This is a genomic window from Leucogemmata humicola, from assembly GCF_055379415.1.
The window spans coordinates 4,287,558-4,306,365 of the sequence record NZ_AP040875.1 but is presented as its reverse complement, the minus strand read 5'-3'; the positions used below and the strand labels follow the sequence as shown (position 1 = coordinate 4,306,365).

18 protein-coding genes are annotated in these 18,808 nt (G+C 64.3%); 15 read left to right on the top strand and 3 right to left on the bottom strand.

What is annotated here, in order from left to right:
- Positions 1-24: 24 nt before the first annotated feature.
- From AC6H4Z_RS18315 to AC6H4Z_RS18305, 3 genes are all read right to left on the bottom strand, one after another.
- Complete coding sequence (locus tag AC6H4Z_RS18315; RefSeq protein ID WP_497543407.1) at positions 25-1,980, bottom strand: pyrroloquinoline quinone-dependent dehydrogenase; 1,956 nt, start codon at positions 1,978-1,980, stop codon at positions 25-27.
- 115 nt (positions 1,981-2,095) lie between these two features.
- A complete protein-coding gene (locus AC6H4Z_RS18310; protein ID WP_497543406.1) occupies positions 2,096-2,827 on the bottom strand; it encodes a LytR/AlgR family response regulator transcription factor in 732 nt (243 codons plus the stop codon).
- Positions 2,808-3,959, bottom strand: coding sequence for a sensor histidine kinase (locus AC6H4Z_RS18305; protein ID WP_497543405.1), 1,152 nt, complete (start codon positions 3,957-3,959; stop codon positions 2,808-2,810). The genes AC6H4Z_RS18310 and AC6H4Z_RS18305 overlap by 20 nt, the downstream gene beginning before the upstream one ends.
- A gap of 105 nt (positions 3,960-4,064) precedes the next feature.
- Between AC6H4Z_RS18305 and AC6H4Z_RS18300 the strand changes: the two genes are divergently transcribed.
- The 15 genes from AC6H4Z_RS18300 (at position 4,065) to AC6H4Z_RS18230 (ending at position 18,680) form a co-directional block, all read left to right on the top strand.
- The gene (locus tag AC6H4Z_RS18300; RefSeq protein ID WP_497543404.1) at positions 4,065-4,754 is read left to right on the top strand and encodes an SDR family oxidoreductase; all 690 of its coding nucleotides are present in this window, start codon (positions 4,065-4,067) and stop codon (positions 4,752-4,754) included.
- A 60-nt stretch (positions 4,755-4,814) separates the two neighbouring features.
- The gene (locus AC6H4Z_RS18295; protein WP_497543403.1) at positions 4,815-6,158 is read left to right on the top strand and encodes a GAF domain-containing sensor histidine kinase; all 1,344 of its coding nucleotides are present in this window, start codon (positions 4,815-4,817) and stop codon (positions 6,156-6,158) included.
- Complete coding sequence (locus AC6H4Z_RS18290; protein ID WP_497543402.1) at positions 6,155-6,445, top strand: hypothetical protein; 291 nt, start codon at positions 6,155-6,157, stop codon at positions 6,443-6,445. Before AC6H4Z_RS18295 ends, AC6H4Z_RS18290 begins: the two co-directional genes overlap by 4 nt.
- Positions 6,442-6,774 carry a hypothetical protein gene (locus AC6H4Z_RS18285; protein WP_497543401.1) on the top strand — a complete coding sequence of 111 codons (333 nt, stop codon included), beginning with the start codon at positions 6,442-6,444 and terminating at the stop codon, positions 6,772-6,774. The genes AC6H4Z_RS18290 and AC6H4Z_RS18285 overlap by 4 nt, the downstream gene beginning before the upstream one ends.
- Positions 6,775-6,811: 37 nt before the next feature.
- Complete coding sequence (locus AC6H4Z_RS18280; protein ID WP_497543400.1) at positions 6,812-7,825, top strand: AAA family ATPase; 1,014 nt, start codon at positions 6,812-6,814, stop codon at positions 7,823-7,825.
- 1 nt (position 7,826) lies between these two features.
- Positions 7,827-8,705: a DUF58 domain-containing protein gene (locus AC6H4Z_RS18275; protein WP_497543399.1), complete on the top strand. Its 879-nt coding sequence runs from the start codon at positions 7,827-7,829 to the stop codon at positions 8,703-8,705.
- Positions 8,702-9,961 carry a BatA domain-containing protein gene (locus AC6H4Z_RS18270; RefSeq protein WP_497543398.1) on the top strand — a complete coding sequence of 420 codons (1,260 nt, stop codon included), beginning with the start codon at positions 8,702-8,704 and terminating at the stop codon, positions 9,959-9,961. The genes AC6H4Z_RS18275 and AC6H4Z_RS18270 overlap by 4 nt, the downstream gene beginning before the upstream one ends.
- Positions 9,958-12,006: a hypothetical protein gene (locus tag AC6H4Z_RS18265; RefSeq protein ID WP_497543397.1), complete on the top strand. Its 2,049-nt coding sequence runs from the start codon at positions 9,958-9,960 to the stop codon at positions 12,004-12,006. Before AC6H4Z_RS18270 ends, AC6H4Z_RS18265 begins: the two co-directional genes overlap by 4 nt.
- Positions 12,003-12,623 (top strand): DUF4159 domain-containing protein, encoded by a 621-nt coding sequence (locus AC6H4Z_RS18260; protein WP_497543396.1) that lies wholly within the window; start codon positions 12,003-12,005, stop codon positions 12,621-12,623. The genes AC6H4Z_RS18265 and AC6H4Z_RS18260 overlap by 4 nt, the downstream gene beginning before the upstream one ends.
- Positions 12,607-13,881 carry a hypothetical protein gene (locus tag AC6H4Z_RS18255; protein WP_497543395.1) on the top strand — a complete coding sequence of 425 codons (1,275 nt, stop codon included), beginning with the start codon at positions 12,607-12,609 and terminating at the stop codon, positions 13,879-13,881. Before AC6H4Z_RS18260 ends, AC6H4Z_RS18255 begins: the two co-directional genes overlap by 17 nt.
- Positions 13,878-14,804: a histone deacetylase family protein gene (locus AC6H4Z_RS18250; protein WP_497543394.1), complete on the top strand. Its 927-nt coding sequence runs from the start codon at positions 13,878-13,880 to the stop codon at positions 14,802-14,804. Before AC6H4Z_RS18255 ends, AC6H4Z_RS18250 begins: the two co-directional genes overlap by 4 nt.
- 92 nt (positions 14,805-14,896) lie before the next feature.
- On the top strand, positions 14,897-15,916 hold the full coding sequence (locus tag AC6H4Z_RS18245; protein ID WP_497543393.1) for a magnesium transporter CorA family protein: 1,020 nt from the start codon (positions 14,897-14,899) through the stop codon (positions 15,914-15,916).
- On the top strand, positions 15,916-16,653 hold the full coding sequence (locus AC6H4Z_RS18240; RefSeq protein ID WP_497543392.1) for a GvpL/GvpF family gas vesicle protein: 738 nt from the start codon (positions 15,916-15,918) through the stop codon (positions 16,651-16,653). Before AC6H4Z_RS18245 ends, AC6H4Z_RS18240 begins: the two co-directional genes overlap by 1 nt.
- A gap of 3 nt (positions 16,654-16,656) precedes the next feature.
- Positions 16,657-17,661 (top strand): serine/threonine-protein kinase, encoded by a 1,005-nt coding sequence (locus tag AC6H4Z_RS18235; RefSeq protein ID WP_497543391.1) that lies wholly within the window; start codon positions 16,657-16,659, stop codon positions 17,659-17,661.
- Positions 17,658-18,680, top strand: coding sequence for a dipeptide epimerase (locus AC6H4Z_RS18230; protein WP_497543390.1), 1,023 nt, complete (start codon positions 17,658-17,660; stop codon positions 18,678-18,680). The genes AC6H4Z_RS18235 and AC6H4Z_RS18230 overlap by 4 nt, the downstream gene beginning before the upstream one ends.
- Positions 18,681-18,808 lie beyond the last annotated feature (128 nt).

Here is an 18,808-nt window from a genome sequence, read left to right as displayed (position 1 = left end):
AGCATCGCTCGTTAGGCACATGACTCAGCGCGGCAGAGCGAACGCCACAACGTAGTCGCCTTTGCCCCAGTCTTCGCTTCCGCCAACGGACACGACGACATACTGTCGTCCGCCAATGGCGTAAGTCATCGGCGTGGCGCGCGCGCCGCCGGGCAACGGTCCTTTCCACAACTCTCGGCCGGTCTCCACGTCGAATGCGCGAAGCGCGTGGTCCATCGTCGCGCCGATGAATGCGATGCCGCCCGCGGTAACGATCGGGCCGCCAAGGTTGGGTGTTCCGAGTGGCGTCTTCGATAGCGCGCCGACTTCCGGCTTGATCCCGACCGGGTCGCCAAGCGGCACGTCCCAGACGCGCGCTCCAGTCTTCAGATCGATCGCGACGAGTGCCCCCCAGGGCGGAGGAACGCATGGGAGGCCGCTCGGGCTCGAGAGCATGCGGCGGCGCATGACGTACGGCGTGCCGTGCATACGAGTGTACTGATCGCCGAGCCGGTGCGAGTTCGTCATGGCGACGGCGGTATCGAGTTCGTCGAGCCGAATGAGCTGGACGAACGCGGCGATGGTGTTGACGGGAATGATCGCGACTTGCCGCTGCGAATCGAACGCAAGTCCACCCCAATGGGCACCGCCGATGTTCGACGGGCGCGCCAGAGTTCCCTGCAGACTCGGTGGCGTGAATGGACCATCGTTTCGTAGCGATAGAATTTGCTCACGACAATTCTCTCGATCCGCTGGCGTCGGGCCCCAGACGCTGTCGAGCGAGAAGCCCTGGGGGCTCAGCGGTGGAATCACTGTGTTGAAGGGCTGCGTCAACGCGGACCGCTCACCATACACCGTGCTCGCAGGAACTCGGCGCTCCTCTACGGGAAACACGGGCTTGCCGGTGTCGCGATCGAGCACGAAGAGCTGACCAGTTTTGGTGGCTTGAAGCACGACGTCCACCCGCTTTCCATCGTGCGTGATCGTCGCGAGTGCCGGCGGCGCCGCATTGTCGTAGTCCCACAAGTCGTGGTGCACGGTTTGAAAGTGCCAGACGATCTTGCCCGTCGACGCACGCAGCGCGACGATCGAGTTCGCGTACCGGTTGTCGCCGCCGCGCTCACCGCCGTAGTAGTCGGGACTCGCGCTTCCGGTCGGCACGAAGACGAGATCGCGCGCCGAATCGGCGGCGATGACCGACCACGCGTTCGCCGCGCCCGTGCTGTGAGCCATCGCGCCGCGCCACGTCGCCCACGCCGGATCCGTCGAATCGCGCGGCACGGGATCCCAACTCCACTTCATTGCTCCAGTGCGCGCGTCGAAGGCGCGCACTTCTCCGCTCGCCGCGTTCGTTCGGTTGTTGTCGGCGACCGATGATCCGGTCACCAGCGTTCCATTGATCACCGCCGGCGGCGACGTCAGTTGATACTCTTCTGCGTAGTACGGCGAGTTGTGCAGACCGCGTCGCAGCTCGATGGTTCCGTTCGTGCCGAAGGCGCGACAGGGCGCACCCGTTTTCGCGTCGAGTGCGATGATGCGCGCGTCGATGACTCCGGCGTAGATGCGTCGCCGACAGGCCGCTCCGAGTTGTGCTTTCGGATCGAGCCACGTCGACACGCCGCGGTTGGCAAAATCGCCCCAGTCGCCGTTGTGATCGACCTTGGCGTCGAACATCCATCGCTGCTTTCCCGTTTCCGGGTCGAGCGCGATCACCCGACCGAACGGCGTGGACAGATAGAGCGTTCCGTCGACCATGAGCGGCGTCGCCTCGAACTTGGTCGGCTGCTTCGTCGACTCGCTCGACTCGCCAGTGCGATACGTCCACGCGACGGCCAGCCGGCTGACATTGTCGCGAGCGATCTGCGAGAGCGGTGAGAAGCGCGTGCCCGTTTGATCGCGACCGTATGCGACCCACGTGCTGTCGCTCGCAGCGCGCGTTTGCGCGTGCCCCGCGGCCGAAAGAGCGGCGATGAGAAGAAACGAATACGCGCTCGAGCGCATGACGGAAGTCCGAGTTGAGTACGCCTGAACGTACGAGTGGTCGGCTCGTAACAAGAGCGATTCGGGACGACCGGCTTTCGCGCGGGACGAGCGGGATAGGCCGAGGACGAACGGCCTAGCCACCGATGCCGAATTCTCGTTCTGCCGCGGCGCGATACCGACGGCTCCAGATCAGCTCCGTGCCGTCGCGCATGACGACGCGAAAATCGCCGTGCGACCACTCGTGCATCTCGTGCACGGCGTCGAGTCGCACGAGTGTCGAGCGATTGATGCGCAGAAACTGCGCGGGATCGAGTCGTTCCTCGAGCGCGCTGATCGTGGCTCGAACGCGATGTGCGTCGCGACCCACATGGAGCGTGACATAGTTGCGCTCGGACTCCACGCGATCGATGCGATCGACCGGAACGAACACCGCTCGGCCGTTGTCGACGACGAGCACGCGTCGCAGAAACTGTCGTGCTGGCCCCGCGCCAGTATCGGGGGCAGGTGACGCCATGCGATCTCTCGCGCGCTCGAGCACGCGTGCGAATCGCTCGGGCGTGAATGGTTTGAGCAGATAGTCGACCGCCCCAACCTCGAAGGCACGAAGCGCATGCTGATCGTTCGCCGTCACGAAGACGATGTACGGTCCGCCGTCGCGCTCGATGGTATCAGCGACGGCGAATCCATCGAGACCGGGCATCTGAATGTCGAGAAAGACGATGTCGGGCTGCGATTTCTTGATCGCGGCGATCGCCTCACGCCCGTTGGTCGCTTCGCCGATGATCTCGATGCCTGCTTCCGCTGCCAGGAGACGACGCAGCTTGGCGCGCGCTGGCGCCTCGTCGTCAACGATGAGCGCGCGCACGCGGCGGTTCGATCGGGGCTGGCGAGAGCTCGGGCACGCGTCGGGCAGGGATGTGAATTGTCACGCGGAAGCGGCCGGCGGTCGTCGACGTCTGCAGGTTTCCGTCGCCACCGTAGAGCAGGCGCAATCGGTCGCGCGTGGTTCCGAGGCCAGTGCCTACACGCTCCTCGCCTGTCGTGGTCGCGACATCGTTTTCGACGACCACCTCGAGCTGCTCGCCCACCCGCGTAAGCCGGACGACGATATTGGTGTTTCCGAATTCCGCCGCCGCGCCGTGATGAACAGCATTCTCCACGAGCGGTTGCAGTATGAACGCTGGCACCGCAATCGCATCGACCGACTCGCTCGTCTCGATGCGACAGTGTACGCGGTCGCCGAAGCGCGCGTCGACGAAGGCGAGATACGCGCGCAGCGTCTCGAGTTCCTCGCCCAGGGAAATTTCCTGCCGAGTCGCCGTGCGCAGTGATTGGCGCAGCAGGTCGCCGAGGCGGCCAATCATCTCGTCGGCGGCAACGGGATCTTCGTAGACCGTTGACGAAATTGTGTTGAGTGCGTTGAAGAGAAAGTGAGGCTGCAGTCGGAGGCCGAGTGCCTCGAGCTGCGCGTTGGCCGCATCACGTTCGAGCTGTATCGACCGAACTTCACGGTCGCGCAGCCGCTGTTGCACTCGGAACAGTGTGAGCGCTCCGAGAAACGTGGCGTAGCTGAAGAAGTCCTGCGCCGACTCCATGAAGTACCGTGTAGACAGAACGCCGTAGTCGTACGCGTGCATTCTGAGCGCCGGAAAAAGCAACGCGCGACTCACGGCGATAAACGTCGTATGCGCCGCCGAATACGCGACGTAGCCAACGACGTGTACCCACCAGGTCGTTCGCCATCGACCCTGATCGACCGGGAAGTACCGCTCGATGAGCACCACCAGCGGGAAGAATGCGAGCGACGCGACGTTGCCCGTGCCCTCTTCCAGCAGCCGTCGTACGAGCGTTCCCGGAATCCGATGCGACAGGTCGTCCAAGTAGAAGTACGCGAAGCGAAGCAGCGTCGCGAGGCCGAACAGCAGCACGACGAACCGCCAACTCACCTTTGGCGGACGATCGGCTAGCTCAGGCGGCGCGGAGGTCGGCGAGGTCATCGCAACCCACGTTAAGGCGCGGGGAGGAAAGCGGGAAGGTGACTATGATTTCGGCCCACGGTCCAGTTCCCACCTCCCGGCTTCCATTCCATCTAGATTTTTGGTATGCCGAAACCAGTGGCAGTAATCACGGGCGCTTCTCGCGGAATTGGCCGGGCGACCGCCCTAAAGCTCGCCGCCGACCACGATATCGTGGCGGTCGCGCGATCGGGCGATGAACTCGAATCACTTGCGCGCGAGATTCGTTGGCGTGGCGGAATTTGCCGGCCGATCATTCTCGATATCACGAATCCCACCGCCGTTCACGACGCCCTGTCCGGCGTCGACGCGCAGGTACTCGTGAACAACGCCGGCGTTGGAACCCTCAAGCCGTTCATGGAGCTGACGCGCGAGGAGTGGACACAGATGGTCGACGTCAACTTCAACGCGCTGTTCGACGTGACGCGGGCCGTATTGCCAGCCATGATCTCTCGGAAGAGCGGTCATGTCGTAGTGATCGGGTCGATTTCGGGACGCAGCGCCTTCGTAGGAGGCAGCTGCTACGCGTCGACTAAGCACGCGGTGATGGCGTTCACGGAGTGTCTGATGCTCGAGGTCCGGGACTTTGGGGTGAAGGTTTCAGTGGTGAACCCGGGCTCGGTCGCGACCAGCTTCTCGTCATCCAGCGCGGAAGCCGACTGGAAACTCCAGGCGGACGACGTCGCCGACGCGGTGGCATACACGATCGCAACGCCGCCCAAGGTGCTCATCCACCGCGTCGAAGTACGTACGCTCACCGCGCCCAAGAAGCGGTGATGTGTACGGAATAGACAAACGGCTGGCCGAGCTCAACTGAGAGTCGTAGTTTCTCCTCCCGTGACCAGACCGGTAACCAGCATCTACGAGCGATTGCGCACGCCGCCGAACGCGACCGAAGCTGGTGTGCGTGAGTTGATGGCCGTCCGCGAGATCGCACACGCGTTCCTGACCGCCGACCGCCCGGATGGCGTGTATCAGTTCGCGCTCGATCGAGTGGCGCCTCTCGTCGGAGCCACGTTCGCGTGCGTGTACCTGATCGACGAAGGCTCCGATCTCATGCGCCTCGCGGCGGTGCACAATTGGCCGGAGAAGTACGCGGCCTTCCTTGGGCATATGCGCGTGCGGCTCGGCTTTGGGCCGAGCGGGGAAGCCGCGAGCGAGCGTCGAATGATCGAGGTCCTCGACATCTTCGGCGATCCGTCGCTCGAGGATTGGCAGGAGGTCGCGACCGAGCTGGGCTTCCGCTCGTTCGTTGCGCTGCCGCTCCAGGCCGGACAGGCGACGCTCGGTACAGTGACGTTCTACTTCGCGTCGTCACAGGCCATTGGCGCCGACACTCGGCAGCTCATGCGCATGGTCGCCGACCAGATGGCTGCGACGGCGGAAAAAGCTCGGTTGATCGAGGATCTGCGCAAGGCGAACGCGGCACTGACGCACTCGAATTCGCAGCTCGAGCGGCAGTATGCCGATGCGGTCGAAGCGCGGCGGATCAAGGACGAGTTTTTGTCCAATATTTCGCACGAGCTGCGAACGCCGCTCACGGCCGTGATCGGCTACATTTCGCTCATGCAGGAAGGGCTCGCCGGGCCGGTGACGGACGAGCAGCGGCAGACGCTCGGACAGGTGAAGGAGGCCAGCGATCACCTGTTGGCGTTGATCGGCGACCTGCTCGAGCTCACGGCGCTCAAGCGTGGTGCGCTCGACGCTGTGGTGACGGACGTGGATCCGCGGGATCCGTTGCGCGATGCGGTCGCTCTGGCTCGCGGGCGCCGCGAACACGTTCGGATCGACGTCGAGGAGCCGCACATCGTTCCGACGATGCGCAGCGATCGGCGAACCGTAGCAAAGGCGCTGAAAGCGCTGTTAGAGAATGCATACAAGTTCACCCGGACTGGCCGGGTTCGGCTGTCGGTGCAGGTTGCCGGCGACCGGGTGGTTTATCTGGTGGAAGATTCCGGGATCGGCATTCCGCCCGACGCGCACTCGTTGATCTTCGACGAGTTCCGGCAGGTGGACGGATCGACGACGCGGGAGTTCGGTGGGTCCGGGCTGGGTCTGACGCTGGCGCGTCGCCTTGCCCAGTTGGTGCATGGAGACGTGTCGCTCGCGTCGTCGTCGACCGCGGGGTCGACGTTCAAGTTGGAGTTGCCACTTCAGTACGAGGCAGAGGGTCAATCATGAGTACGTCGCAGCGCACGCTACTGGAAACCACGACTGAGCTTGGCGCCGATGAAGTGCTGGCGCAGGCCAAGAAGTTTTTTGCGAATCGCCCGTCGCTCTATTCCACGTTCCTCGACAAGGAAGGCCCGAGCTTCGCGTCGTTTCGCGGCCAGGGCGGGGAAGAGATCGTCATCGGAGTCACGGCGGCGCCGGGTGGGTCCGGAACGCGTGTGACGGGGTCGAGCTATTTGTTCGACATGCAGGTGTCACGCTTCTTCTCCACGCTGGCGCCGGTGGCCGCATCATGACCGCGCCATTCGTCACGGGACTTCGCTCGCGTAGCTCGACTATTCAGCTGTCGCCCGAGGGCGCTGGCGCGATCACGATTCGCGTCGAGATGCCGGAAGTGTGGGACGTTGTCCGTATCGTGGTTGCGCCGGGTGAGCCGGTGCTCGCGGTGAAGGTGCGCGCGCTGCAGGCGCTCTATCCGGAAGCGAGTGCAGCGATGCACGGCGATTTCGTCGTCAAGCTGCGCGGTTGGGAGATTCTCGACGAGGCTGCGTCGTTGACCGACGCCGGCGTGATCGACGGCTCCATTCTGCTCCTCACGTTCCGGCGTCGTCGGCCGGTTCGCTGACCCGCCGCGCGCTTCACGCCTCACGCCGTTCGCTGCTATGACCATCGCCCCGCCCGCGGACGATCGCGCCGCGCTCGTTGGCGCCGCGGCGCGCCTGCGCTCCGAAGTACAGCGCCGCATCGTTGGCCAGGAGCGCGTGCTCGACGAGATCCTGATGTCGCTGATCGCCGGCGGCCATGCGCTACTCGTCGGCGTTCCAGGGCTTGCAAAAACGCTCATGGTGCGCTCGCTCGCCGAAGCGGTTCACCTCGAGTTCCGTCGTATCCAGTTCACGCCTGACCTCGTACCGAGCGACATCACGGGCACGGAGATCCTCGAAGAAGACTCGGCCACTGGTTCGCGAAGCTTTCGCTTCGTGCGCGGTCCGATCTTCTCGAACATTGTGCTCGCCGACGAGATCAACCGCGCGCCGCCGCGCACGCAGGCCGCGTTGCTCGAGGCAATGCAAGAGCACAGCGTGACCGCGAGCGGTCAGACGATGCGCCTTTCCGAGCCATTCTTCGTCCTGGCGACGCAGAATCCGATCGAGCAGGAGGGCACGTATCCGTTGCCCGAAGCGCAGCTCGATCGATTTCTCTTCGATATTCGCGTCGGCTATCCGAAAGAAGATGAAGAGATCGCGATCCTGCGAAACACCACGGGAAGTGCGGGCGAAGCTCTCGAGACCATTCTTGGCGCCGACGAGCTGATCGCGTTGCAGCGTCTCACGCGCGAAGTCGCGGCGGCCGACGCGGTGCTGCGGTACGCGGCGTCGCTCGTGCGCGCGACGCGTCCGGACGACGGTCGCGCTCCCGAACTCGTGAAGAAATACGTACGCTGGGGCGCCGGACCGCGAGCGGGGCAGTCGCTCGTGCTCGGTGCAAAAGCGCATGCGCTGCTATCGGGTCGTCTCGCGGTGTCGCCAAACGACATCAAGCGCGTCGCCCTTCCAGTGCTGCGCCACCGCGTTCTCCCCAACTTCGCCGCGGAGGCGGAGGGAGTCAGCGTCGAGCGGATCATCGACGATCTCCTCGCCCGAATCGAGCCTCCGCGCAGCGACATTCACGTCTAACATGAGTGCCGGGTCGTACGGCGGGCTGCTGGATGCCGTGCGGGGTGTGCACTGGCAGGCGCGTCGCACGAGCGGGAATGCGGCCGCCGGTGTGCATCAGTCCAAGCAGCGCGGCACGTCGGCAGAGTTTACGGAGTATCGCTTGTACCGGCAGGGCGACGATCCCCGCCGAATCGACTGGCGATTGCTCGCGCGCAGCGATCGCGCGTACATCCGATTGGCGACCGACCGCACCGTATTGCCAACGACCATCGTCCTCGACGGCTCGGCGTCGATGGCGTTCCCCACGACGACGCGTGCGAAATGGCGACGCGCGCAGGAGCTAGTCGTTGGACTCGCGGCCGTCGCGCATGCAGATGGCGATCCGGTCGGCATTCTCGTTCAGGAAGCAGTCGGACGCATGCGGGTGTTGCCGCCCCGCACTCGGCGCGGTGTCGTCGGGGAGATCGCGCGTGTTGTGGATGGGTGTGAGCCAGGGGGGACGGCGCCGCTCGGACCGCAGATCGCGGCGATTCACAGTTCTCGAATAGCGCTCGTGACCGACCTCCTCGGCGATGCCGATGAATTGCTTCGCGTGGCCCGCGTACATCTCGTTGCGGGCGGCGAGTTTCATGTCGTGCACGTCGTTGCGCGCGAAGAGATCGACCCGCCGCGACGTCCGATTCTCGCCGCGGACCCGGAGCAGCCGGCGATGCACCGGTTGCTCGCCGACGCAACGCGGCCCGGCTACGATCGGGCATTCGGTGAGTGGCGTGCCGAGATGGCACGCGCGTGGCGCGCCGCCGGAGCCTCGTACACGGAAGTCATCACCGACGAACCAACGGGTCACGCAATCCGTCGAATCACCGAGCGGCCGATGGCGGCCGTCGAGCGGCAATGAGCTGGCTTCTTCCGTCCGCGTTGGGAATTGCCGGTGTCGCGGCGGCGCTTGCTGTCGCATTGCACTTCATTGCGCGCAGTCGTCCGTTGGCGGAAACGCTTCCGACGGCGCGCTTCGTTCCCGACCGTCCGATTTACGCGCGAACGCGCTCGGTCGCGCTCACCGATTTGTTGTTGCTGTTCCTTCGTCTTGCTGCGATTGCAGCGCTCGGACTCGCGGTCGCCGGACCGATGTTGAATCGAAGTGGACGCGTTGCGCGCATCGTCGTTGCCGACCGTTCGCGGGCCGTTGCAAACGCGGCCGAGCTGCGCGATAGCGTGAAGGCGTTGGTGCGCGCAGGTGACGTTCTCATTGCGTTCGATAGCATTGCTGTTCGTTCGAACGCGGATTCTGTGGGAGCGAGCACAGCGCGCGGTTCGCTTTCGACGGCTCTCGCCGCGGCGACACGCGCAGCGGTGAGTGTCGCGTCGGGCGCTGACTCGGTCGAGCTGGTCGTCGCGTCGCCAGTGGTCGCTGAAGAGGTGGATGATGCGACGCTGCGGCTGCGCCAGACGTGGCCTGGTAGAGTTCGCCTTGCATCTGTCGCGGCCGCGACAAACGAGGCGACCAAGCCCAGGGTCGAAGTTCGTGCCGGACCGAACGACGCCGTTCAAGCTGGCCTTGCCCTCATGGGGGTAGTCGCGAGCGCAAACGGATCTGTTCGTGTCGTACGCGGTAGCCTCACAGGTGGTGATTCCTCGTGGGCGAAGCTCGCGGGGCACGTGCTCGTGCACTGGCCAGCTACGGACGGCGATGCGCCATGGCCGCACCGGGCATCGATCGATGCGATCGGCGCGGTGACGTCGGGTGCTGCGACGGTGGTCGCGCGCTTTCCGCGTCTGTGGGTGCTGCAAGGCACAACTGTCGCGCGCTGGGCCGATGGCGAACCTGCGGTGGTGGAACACGCGCTCGATGCGGGATGCATTCGCGACGTGGGCGTACTGCTCGATCAGGCCAGCGATCTCACGCTTCGCGAGCCCTTCCGTCGGTTTGCCGCGTCGTTGCTCGTGCCGTGCGGCGGCGCGCGCGACTTCCGTCCGACCGATCAGGCCATGCGCGCGTCGCTCTCCGGCGCTGGTTCGCTCGCGGCGAGTTCCAGCTTTCGCGACCATGCGACGGAAGCGTCGCGGTGGACTCCGTGGCTGCTCGCACTTGCCGCGCTGCTCCTAGTGGCCGAGATGGCGGTTCGTCGCTCGATTGCGCGAGTCGTGGCATGAGCGTTTTCTCACGCCTCCGATCCGTTCGAACGACGCTCGCGACCGGCGTCGTGCTCCGAGCGCTCGCCTGGGGGGCCGGAACTGGGACCACTCTGCTCGTTGGCGCCGCGATCATCGACGCTTTGGTCGCGGTGCCGGTCGGCGTTCGCACCATCTTACTCGCGGTGGCGATTATCGCGGCAATCGTCGTTGCGGCGGCGGTGTGCTGGCGCGATCGCGCCGTATTGTCGCTCGATCGCGTTGCGCTGTGGATCGAAGAGCACTTTCCGGCGCTCGAATATCTGCTCGTGACCGCTGTCGAGACCGGCGACGAATCGTTTGTGCCAATCGCGACGACGAACGGATGGACGGCGACGGCGCGCCGCCGGGCTGTGCGCGCGTTGCGCGCTCCGCTGATCGTTCTCGCGGCGGCCGTCGTCGTCGTGCTGTTGCTTCCGAGTGGCGCCGTCGCACGAATCCGTGCACCGCGTGCTGGCGATTCGCTGAATCGGTCGGCGATTGGTGGCGCCAAGCGCGACAACCGGCTGACGCCACTTGTCGCCGAGGTCGTGCCGCCGGCGTACAGCGGTGAGCGAAGTGCTACCACCGACGAACCGTCAGACATTCGAACGCTCGTAGGCAGCGAGCTGACGCTGCGTGGGCGCGGCGACGCAGCGGGTGTCGTGGCCAGAATGGGCGCTGATTCCATCGCGGCAATCAGTCGCGGCGATCGCTGGGCGATCTCGATGCATGTTGGTCCGCGTCCCGTTGCCATTCACCTTGAAGACGGGACGCACCAGCGCATCGTCGCGCTAGAACCAATCGTCGACAATCCGCCAACGGTCACGCTCGTATCGCCGGCTCACGACAGCGTTCTTCGCACGGCCAAGGGTCGAATCCCGCTCGCGGCGGATGTCAGCGACGACTTCGGAATCGCCAGCATCGGGTTTGAGTACATCGTGAGTTCCGGCGAGGGCGAGAGCTTCACATTCAAGTCCGGTACGATCGGCGTGGTGCGTCCCGCCCGCCGAACGTCTACGACCAACACATCGCTCTCGCTCGACTCACTCGGCCTCAAGCCTGGCGACATCGTGCATCTGCGCGCTGTCGCGCGCGATGCGAACAATGTCACCGGTCCCGGCGTGGGCACATCGGAAACGCGCGCGATTCGAATTGCGCGCGCGGATGAATATGACTCCGTTGCTGTAGACGCGGCGGCGCCATCCGAAGCGGACAAAGGGGTGATCAGTGAGCGTATGTTGATCATTCTCGCCGAGGCGTTGCAGAAAAAGCGGCCGTCGCTGCCGCGCGATACGCTGCTTCGAGAATCGCATGGCATCGCGATCGATCAGAAAAAGCTGCGGCGCACCGTGGGCGATGTCGTCTTCACCCGCCTCGGTGGCGAGCCGACCGGCGAGGAGCGCACCGGAGACGACACCCCGCAAAAAGCGAAGACGATGGAGGAGATGTTGGCGCGCGCCGACTCGGCGACCAATCGCGCCACCGATCCGCTCGACTTTGAGGGGGACGAAAGTCCGGTCGTGGCGGTGAACAAGCCGTTGCTCGAGGCCTACAACGCGATGTGGGACGCGTCGCTCCATCTCGAACTCGGTGAACCCGACAAGGCGCTGCCTTTCATGCGTCGCGCCCTCGACGCGATTCAACGCGCTCGCAAGGCCGAGCGGTTGTATCTGCGAGGCGCGCCACCGCGCGTCGTCATCGACATCAACAAGGCGCGCTTGAAGGGCAAGGACAAAGGCTCGTCGAGCACCCGGCGAAGTCTGACCGCCGCCGACTCGACCGTTCGCGCGCGAACAGATCGGTTCACGCGCATTATCGAGTTGGCGGCGACGAATCCGGCGGCGGCGACCGATTCGCTGCTCGTTTTGCGCATCGATGCGTTGGGCGACGCACCGGCGTTTGCCGCCGCACTCAGCGATGCCGCGAATGCCATGCGACGCAACGATGGCGCGGCTGCAACCAGCGCCCTGGCTCGGGCTCGTCGGGCCCTCGCCGGATCATCTGTTGCGCGAGACACGTTGGCGCGTTGGGGCATCGTCCCATGACACGACGGCTCACCGAGTTCGTCTTCGCGACAGCGCAATATGAGTCTGGCGACTGGGACAGCGCGCCGCTCGTTCCGCCGAACATCATCGATACGATTGCGCGGTACACGGAAATCAACGTCGCGCCAACGGGCATTGCTGTTCCGCTGAGCGACGACCGCATGCTGCGCTATCCGTTGCTGTATCTCACTGGACATCTGCCGGTGCGCTTCAACGATGCCGAGCGTCGGAACCTGCGTCGATTTGTCGATCGGGGCGGCATGCTGTTCGTCGACGATCATAACCACGACATCGACGGCACCTTTCACAAGACGGCGACCGAAGAGATCACACGCACGATCGGCCCACTGACCGAACTGCCGAACGATCATCCGCTGTATTCAGCATTCTTTAAGTTCGAAGGACCGCCCACGACGAGCCACGAGCTGAATGGCTGGGGCGACAACCTCGTGCACAAGCACTTGCTTGCCGTACAGCGCAACGGGCGCATCGGCGTGCTGTACAGCAGCAAGGACTATAGTTCCGAATGGAACTATCATCCCGACAGCAAGCGCTTTCTATCGGTGGACAATACGCGCTTCGCGGTGAACCTGGTGGTGTATGCCCTCACCGCGTAGTCGCCTCGAGGTTGCGTGTCGCATTGGCGCGTTCGCGCTGTTGGGCTGGATGCTCGGGGCGAGCCTCATTCCGTCGCCAGGCCGGCGGGTGGAGCGTGCGACGACGGCGCAGGTGGAGTCGCGTCTCGCTGCATGGACGCGTAGTCCGGCGACGGTCGCCTTGCACGGCGACTTCGATGCGGCGCCGAGCACCTGGGCCGTCGATTGGCTCGCCGCGCTCAAACGCAGCGGACACGCCGTGACATGGAGCGGCGCGCCCTCCGCTATGGCGGTAACGGCCGAGGCGTTGGCGGATCCGCGCGGCGGCGCACGAGTCGATGTCGCCGCACCACCGGGAGCGAGCGTTGCTATTCACGACGACGCCAGCGCGATCGACAGCCTGCGCATTGGGAACCTCGGTGGAAGCGTCACGGCACCGGTGATTGTTGGGCGCGTCACGGCGAAGAGTGCGGGGCAGATCGCGACGACCGACGTTCCCGACTCGACGCGCATTCGATCGATTGTCGTTGTTGGTGCCGCGGGTTGGGAAGGGAAGTTCATCGTCGCCGCCCTCGAGGAGCGAGGATGGCCGGTGACCGCGCGTTTTACTGTCGCGCCGAACGTCGACGTCACGCAATCAGGTACGCTGGCGCTCGATACAGCGCGCGTTGCGGCGGTGATTGTCGTCGACACGTCCCTCCAATCCCTCGGCGGCGCGATCGAGCGGTTCGTGCGGTCGGGCGGTGGACTGATTCTCGCCGGATCGTCGGGGCAAACGTCGCTGTCTGACCTGGCGCCGGGGTCGATATCGCCGCGCATTCGTCCGGCGGTGATTCCCGCGGACACGATCGGCCTTGGTTCGACGGGTTTCTACCCAGTGGCCAATCTCAAAGCCGACGCGGTCGTTCTCGAGCGACGCTCGGCGGGAATCGCGATGGCTGCCCGTCGCGTTGGCGCGGGTCGCGTAGTACAACTGGGCTACGATGACAGTTGGCGATGGCGGATGGCCGGCGCCGCAGGTTCAGAGAATGCTCATCGAGAATGGTGGTCACGATTGGTCGGTGCGGTCGCGTACGCTCCACCCGTGGCTGACGCCGACGTCGCAGGCGCGGCGCGAGGAGCGCCGCTGGCCGAGTTGGTTGATCGCCTCGGTCCGTCGCGCGCGGCCGGACCGACGGGTGCGACCAGCGGGCCAATCGATCGTCGTCTGCTTCTGGCCGCTATGATGATTCTACTATTGATCGAATGGGGATCGCGCCGCCTGCGAGGGCTCAAATGACGATTGCGTTCATCTCGAACTCAGACTGCGGGCGGCACGATACGGGTTGGGGGCATCCGGAACACGTCGGTCGCTTGCGCGCCATTCCCAAGGCGCTGCGCGAAGACTACGAGCTGTTCGCGCGTGTCGAGCACGTCGAGTCGCGTCACGCGACGCCGGAGGAGTTGGCGATTGTGCACGATGCGGACTACGTCGCCAGCGTTCAAAAGATCGCGGCCGAGGGTGGCGGTCGGCTCGATGCCGATACCGTAGCGAGCGAAGGATCATGGGACGCGGCGACAGCGGCTGCCGGCGCGGTGCTCGACGCCGTGGACTTTGCGCTGGGCAACGGCCCGCGTCGCAGCTTCTGTGCTGTGCGCCCACCAGGGCATCACGCGCTGCGCAGCACGTCGATGGGATTCTGCTTGTTCGGGAATGTCGCACTCGGCGCCGAGTACGCGCGACGCAAGCATGGAATCGAGCGCGTGCTCATTGTCGACTGGGATGTCCATCACGGCAACGGCACGCAGGCGCTCGTGGAGCACGAGCGAGACATTCACTTCGTGTCGATGCACCAGTGGCCCTGGTACCCGGGTACAGGCGCCGCTGAAGACCGTGGACCGCATCGGAACGTGTGGAATGTTCCGATGCGAGCGAACCTTCCGCCGCTCACCTACGTGGACGCCCTGCGTACCGCCGTCGATGCGGCGACGACTGGTTTTGTGCCCGACCTCGTGCTCATTTCGGCCGGTTTCGATTCGATGGCCGGCGATCCACTCGGCGCATTTACGCTCGAGTACGAGCACTTCGAGACGTTGACGAGGTTTCTCGTGGACCGCGCGGAGAGCTGGTGCGGTGGTCGCGTCGTGAGCGCACTCGAAGGTGGATATGCGCCAGAGCGGTTGGGTGTCGCGTGCGTGCGTCACATGCTGGCGCTCGAATAGTTCAGCTCGCGCGCCAAAGGCGCGATACTGTTATCCAGCACAGGCGCGACGCTTCAGCCCGCGTGGCATGAGGTTTCCCTGAAAGGCAATCCATGAGCGCGACTTCCGTCCCGAGCGTGACGAGCACGACGATTCCCACCCGCAGCTTCCACCTTGCGGCTGATGGGAGTACGGACGTCGGGCTCAGCGTCGATGCGATCAATCGCACGATCGCCGACAAGCGCTGCCGCCTCTGGGTGGACTTCGACCTGTGTGAGCCCGGTCAGGGCGATCTGCTCAAGCAGATCAAAGGTCTGCATCCGCTTTCGGTCGAGGATGCGCTGGGGCAGAACAGCCGGCCCAAGCTCGAGGAATATCCGGACTACCTGTTCGTCGTGATCATCGGAATTCGGCTGCACGAATCGACGCCCGACCCATACGATCTCGAGTCCTACGATTTGTGCTTCTTTCTCGGCAGCACTTTCCTCATTACGGTGCATGAGGGTCCGTCGAAACCGATCGACGAAGTCGCCAAGCGACTCGAGAAGAATCCGGATGTATTGGCGCGCGGCGTCGACAGGTTGACCCACGCGATCATGGATGGATCGGTGGACGAGTACTTCCCGATTCTCGACAAGCTCGATGAATTCGTCGATAGTCTCGAGCAGCGCGTGATCGCCGAATTCGACGAGAGTGCGCTGCCGGAGATCTTCGAGGTCAAGCGACTGATTCTTTCGATGCGCCGGCACATTGCGCCCGAGCGCGACGTGTTCAACGTCCTCACGAATCGGCCGAGTGCACTTCTGTCGCCGGAATCGCAGATCTACTTTCGCGACATCTACGATCACGTCCTGCGTATCAACGATTCGATCGAGACGTATCGCGAGCTGCTCAGCAGCGTCTTGGACAGCTATCTGACACAGGTTTCGAATCGTCTGGGACGTGTGACCAAGGGGCTGTCGGTCATTGCGACGTTGAGCATTCCTTTCGTGGTGCTCAGTGGAATGTGGGGAATGAACATGCAGCACATTCCGCTGTCGGCCCATCCGAATGCATTTTGGTGGATGTTTGGCATTCAGCTTCTGCTCGGGATCGTCCTGCTGGCCATCCTTCGTCTTTGGAAACTCCTGTAATGGCTCTCCGCCTCCACGCGATCATCATGGCCGACCCGTCGACTCAACAGTCGGAGGAGAACGTGCCGGCCCCAGTCAGGCGCGGGAAAACCGGCCGCAAGGAGGACCCGGCGGGCCAGGAAACACCCGCCGCGACCGGCATTTTCGAGGTCGTGCGGAGGTTTGGAGCGCAGGAGGGGGTCCAATCGAGTCTGATTCCGTTTCGCGATCTGGCCGCGGTCGTCTCTGAACAGAAGGCGTTTTCGCTCGACGAACGGACGTCGGAAGCCATCGCTCTGCACCGAACCGTGGTGGATACGGTCTTTCGGCGCGTAGCGGTCCTGCCGGCGCCCGTCGGCGTCGTATTTCGAGCCCCCGATGTCCTCAAGCGCTGGATGGAGCTGCACTACGTGTCGCTGACCGACGCATTGGAATTTGTTGAGGAGCGTGCTGTTGCCCGCGTGCACGTGGTGCGCGCCGACGGCAAGGCTGACGAAGCAGAGGCGGGTTCCGACCTGGCCGCGGCGGCGACGGAAGCATTCCGCGCTCTTCGCCGGCGAGCCGTGGCCTCGGTCCCGCTTCGTCTGGAAACCGTCACCGGCCTCGCTCTCAGCTCGGCTTTTCTCGTCGACAACGACCAGTGGAAAGATTTTGTCCACTCGGTCGAAGAGCAGCAGGATGCCCATTCAGGGCTGCATTTCGACGTGACCGGACCCTGGGCGCCGTACGATTTCGTGCGCATGCAGTTCGGCGGCTGAGCCATGTTCTGTCCTGACTGCGGCACGTGGAATCGATCGTCGTCTGCTGGATGCCAGCGGTGCGGGGAGACGCTGCCGGCACTGGAGCGCGGCCCGTTCGAGCGCCCAGACGAGGAAATCACACGTCTTCGTCGCGCGACCGGCAACCGGTATCGCGTTCTGAATCGTATTGGCGGCGGCGGCATGGCCGACGTATACGTCGCCGAGCAGGCGCTGCTCTCGCGGCGGGTGGTCATCAAGGTTCTGCATCCGCATCTCGCTCGCGACCCTGAAGTCGCCGAACGCTTTCGACGCGAAGCCGAGGCGGCCGCCAAGCTGGTGCATCCGCACATCTGCTGCATTCACGACTACGGCGCAACGCACGACGTCGTGTTCACCGTGATGCCGTTTCTCGAAGGTGGTTCGCTCGCCGACGCCATTCAGAAAGCGCGCTTTATCGACGCCGCGCGCGCGTCGGCCGTCGCGGTTCAGGTCGCTTGCGCGCTCGACTACGCGCATCGGCGTGGCGTGGTACATCGCGACGTAAAGCCCGACAACGTGCTGTTCGACGAAGACGGCAACGCGTCGCTCACCGATTTCGGTATTGCCACCGCGCGCTTCCACGGCCGGCTCACGGCCAGCGGTCGCGCCATGGGCACGCCGCACTACATGTCGCCGGAGCAGGCGATGGGCAAGCTGGTCGACGGGAGAAGCGACATCTACGCCGTAGGCATTCTCCTGTACGAAGCGCTGGTCGGATTTCCGCCCTTCGACGGCGCCGATTCCTTTTCGGTGAGCTACAAGCAGGTGCACGAAGCGGCGGTGCCTCCGGTTGAAGTGAGTTCGCGTGTTCCAACAGCGCTCTCGGAAATCGTCATGCGCTGTCTCGCCAAGACGCCGAGCTCCCGGTATGCGCGCGGCAACGACCTCGCGGACGCGCTCATCGGCTTCCTGCAGTCGGCCCCGGACGCAGCCCCCGCGCTTCGCAGTTCGCTCACCGCCCGCCGCGCTAGCCTTCTGTCGAAATGAAGCTTCAGCACGACATATCGATCGTTCACACCACCCACCCGTTCGTCATTGCGCGTGGTGGAACGAGCGAGCACCGTTTGATTCGTGTTCGGCTCACGGACAAGGACGGTGTCGAGGGATGGGGCGAGGCCGCGCCGAATCGATTCTACGGTGAAACGGCCGACACAGCACTTGCCGCTCTCGCGCGCCTCGCGCCGATCGTCGAGCAGATGGACCCCTGGGCGCTCGAAGACGCCGAGGCCGAGCTCAATCGCGCGCTGCGGTTCAATGGGTCGGCGAAGTCGGCGATCAGCGCTGCGCTGCACGATCTGGCCGGAAAGCGCCTCGGGGTTCCGGTATACAAGCTTTGGGGATTGGATCCGGCACGCGCGCCACTGTCGAGCTTCACCATCGCGATTGCCGCGAACGACGACGAACTGCGCGAGCGTATTGCGCAGGCGAGTGCCTATCCCGTGCTCAAGGTGAAGCTCGGCACCGATCGCGATGAGCATATCATTCGCACGGTGCGCGACGCGGCGCCGAACAAAGTGCTGCGTGTCGACGCCAATGCGGCGTGGACTGCGAAGCGAACGCTGCAGATGATCGACGTCTTGGTGGAATGCGGCGTGGAGTACGTCGAACAACCGGTCCCCGCGCACGACATCGACGGACTGCGATTTGTTCGCGAGCGGAGCAAACTCCCGGTCATTGCCGACGAATCTTGTGTGGTATCCACCGATATTCCCAAGCTCGTGGGCGCGGTAGACGGCATCAACATTAAACTTTCCAAGTGTGGCGGCCTTCGCGAAGCGTTGAAGATGATCGCGACGGCGCGCTCGCACGGAATGTTGGTGATGGCAGGATGCATGATCGAGACGAGCCTCGGCATCACGGCCGCCGCGCACTTCGCGCCGCTTCTCGACTACGCTGACTTCGACGGCGCCGCACTTCTCGCCGATGATCCGTATGTTGGCGCGACGATCGAGCGTGGCAAGATTGCCATCCCAACCGCTCCGGGACTCGGCGTTCTCTCGCGATAAGCGGCACGAATTGCCGCTTTTCCGGCGTTGCAAGTTCGTCGGAAACAGATAGATTCGCGAAGCGCACCACCAGGATGCGTCCGGTCCGCGGATAGGGATTATCCCACCTGTGTGTTGGTCGTAGCGAC

What these genes read in the sequence shown, in the direction of transcription:
- AC6H4Z_RS18250 (WP_497543394.1), top strand. Translation starts at nt 13,878, where the DNA reads ATGACGATTGCGTTCATCTCGAACTCAGACTGCGGGCGGCACGATACG.
- AC6H4Z_RS18230 (WP_497543390.1), top strand. Translation starts at nt 17,658, where the DNA reads ATGAAGCTTCAGCACGACATATCGATCGTTCACACCACCCACCCGTTC.
- AC6H4Z_RS18260 (WP_497543396.1), top strand. Translation starts at nt 12,003, where the DNA reads ATGACACGACGGCTCACCGAGTTCGTCTTCGCGACAGCGCAATATGAG.
- AC6H4Z_RS18255 (WP_497543395.1), top strand. Translation starts at nt 12,607, where the DNA reads ATGCCCTCACCGCGTAGTCGCCTCGAGGTTGCGTGTCGCATTGGCGCG.
- AC6H4Z_RS18290 (WP_497543402.1), top strand. Translation starts at nt 6,155, where the DNA reads ATGAGTACGTCGCAGCGCACGCTACTGGAAACCACGACTGAGCTTGGC.
- AC6H4Z_RS18300 (WP_497543404.1), top strand. Translation starts at nt 4,065, where the DNA reads ATGCCGAAACCAGTGGCAGTAATCACGGGCGCTTCTCGCGGAATTGGC.
- AC6H4Z_RS18305 (WP_497543405.1), bottom strand. Translation starts at nt 3,959, where the DNA reads ATGACCTCGCCGACCTCCGCGCCGCCTGAGCTAGCCGATCGTCCGCCA.
- AC6H4Z_RS18275 (WP_497543399.1), top strand. Translation starts at nt 7,827, where the DNA reads ATGAGTGCCGGGTCGTACGGCGGGCTGCTGGATGCCGTGCGGGGTGTG.
- AC6H4Z_RS18240 (WP_497543392.1), top strand. Translation starts at nt 15,916, where the DNA reads ATGGCTCTCCGCCTCCACGCGATCATCATGGCCGACCCGTCGACTCAA.
- AC6H4Z_RS18315 (WP_497543407.1), bottom strand. Translation starts at nt 1,980, where the DNA reads ATGCGCTCGAGCGCGTATTCGTTTCTTCTCATCGCCGCTCTTTCGGCC.
- AC6H4Z_RS18285 (WP_497543401.1), top strand. Translation starts at nt 6,442, where the DNA reads ATGACCGCGCCATTCGTCACGGGACTTCGCTCGCGTAGCTCGACTATT.
- AC6H4Z_RS18245 (WP_497543393.1), top strand. Translation starts at nt 14,897, where the DNA reads ATGAGCGCGACTTCCGTCCCGAGCGTGACGAGCACGACGATTCCCACC.
- AC6H4Z_RS18270 (WP_497543398.1), top strand. Translation starts at nt 8,702, where the DNA reads ATGAGCTGGCTTCTTCCGTCCGCGTTGGGAATTGCCGGTGTCGCGGCG.
- AC6H4Z_RS18280 (WP_497543400.1), top strand. Translation starts at nt 6,812, where the DNA reads ATGACCATCGCCCCGCCCGCGGACGATCGCGCCGCGCTCGTTGGCGCC.
- AC6H4Z_RS18265 (WP_497543397.1), top strand. Translation starts at nt 9,958, where the DNA reads ATGAGCGTTTTCTCACGCCTCCGATCCGTTCGAACGACGCTCGCGACC.
- AC6H4Z_RS18235 (WP_497543391.1), top strand. Translation starts at nt 16,657, where the DNA reads ATGTTCTGTCCTGACTGCGGCACGTGGAATCGATCGTCGTCTGCTGGA.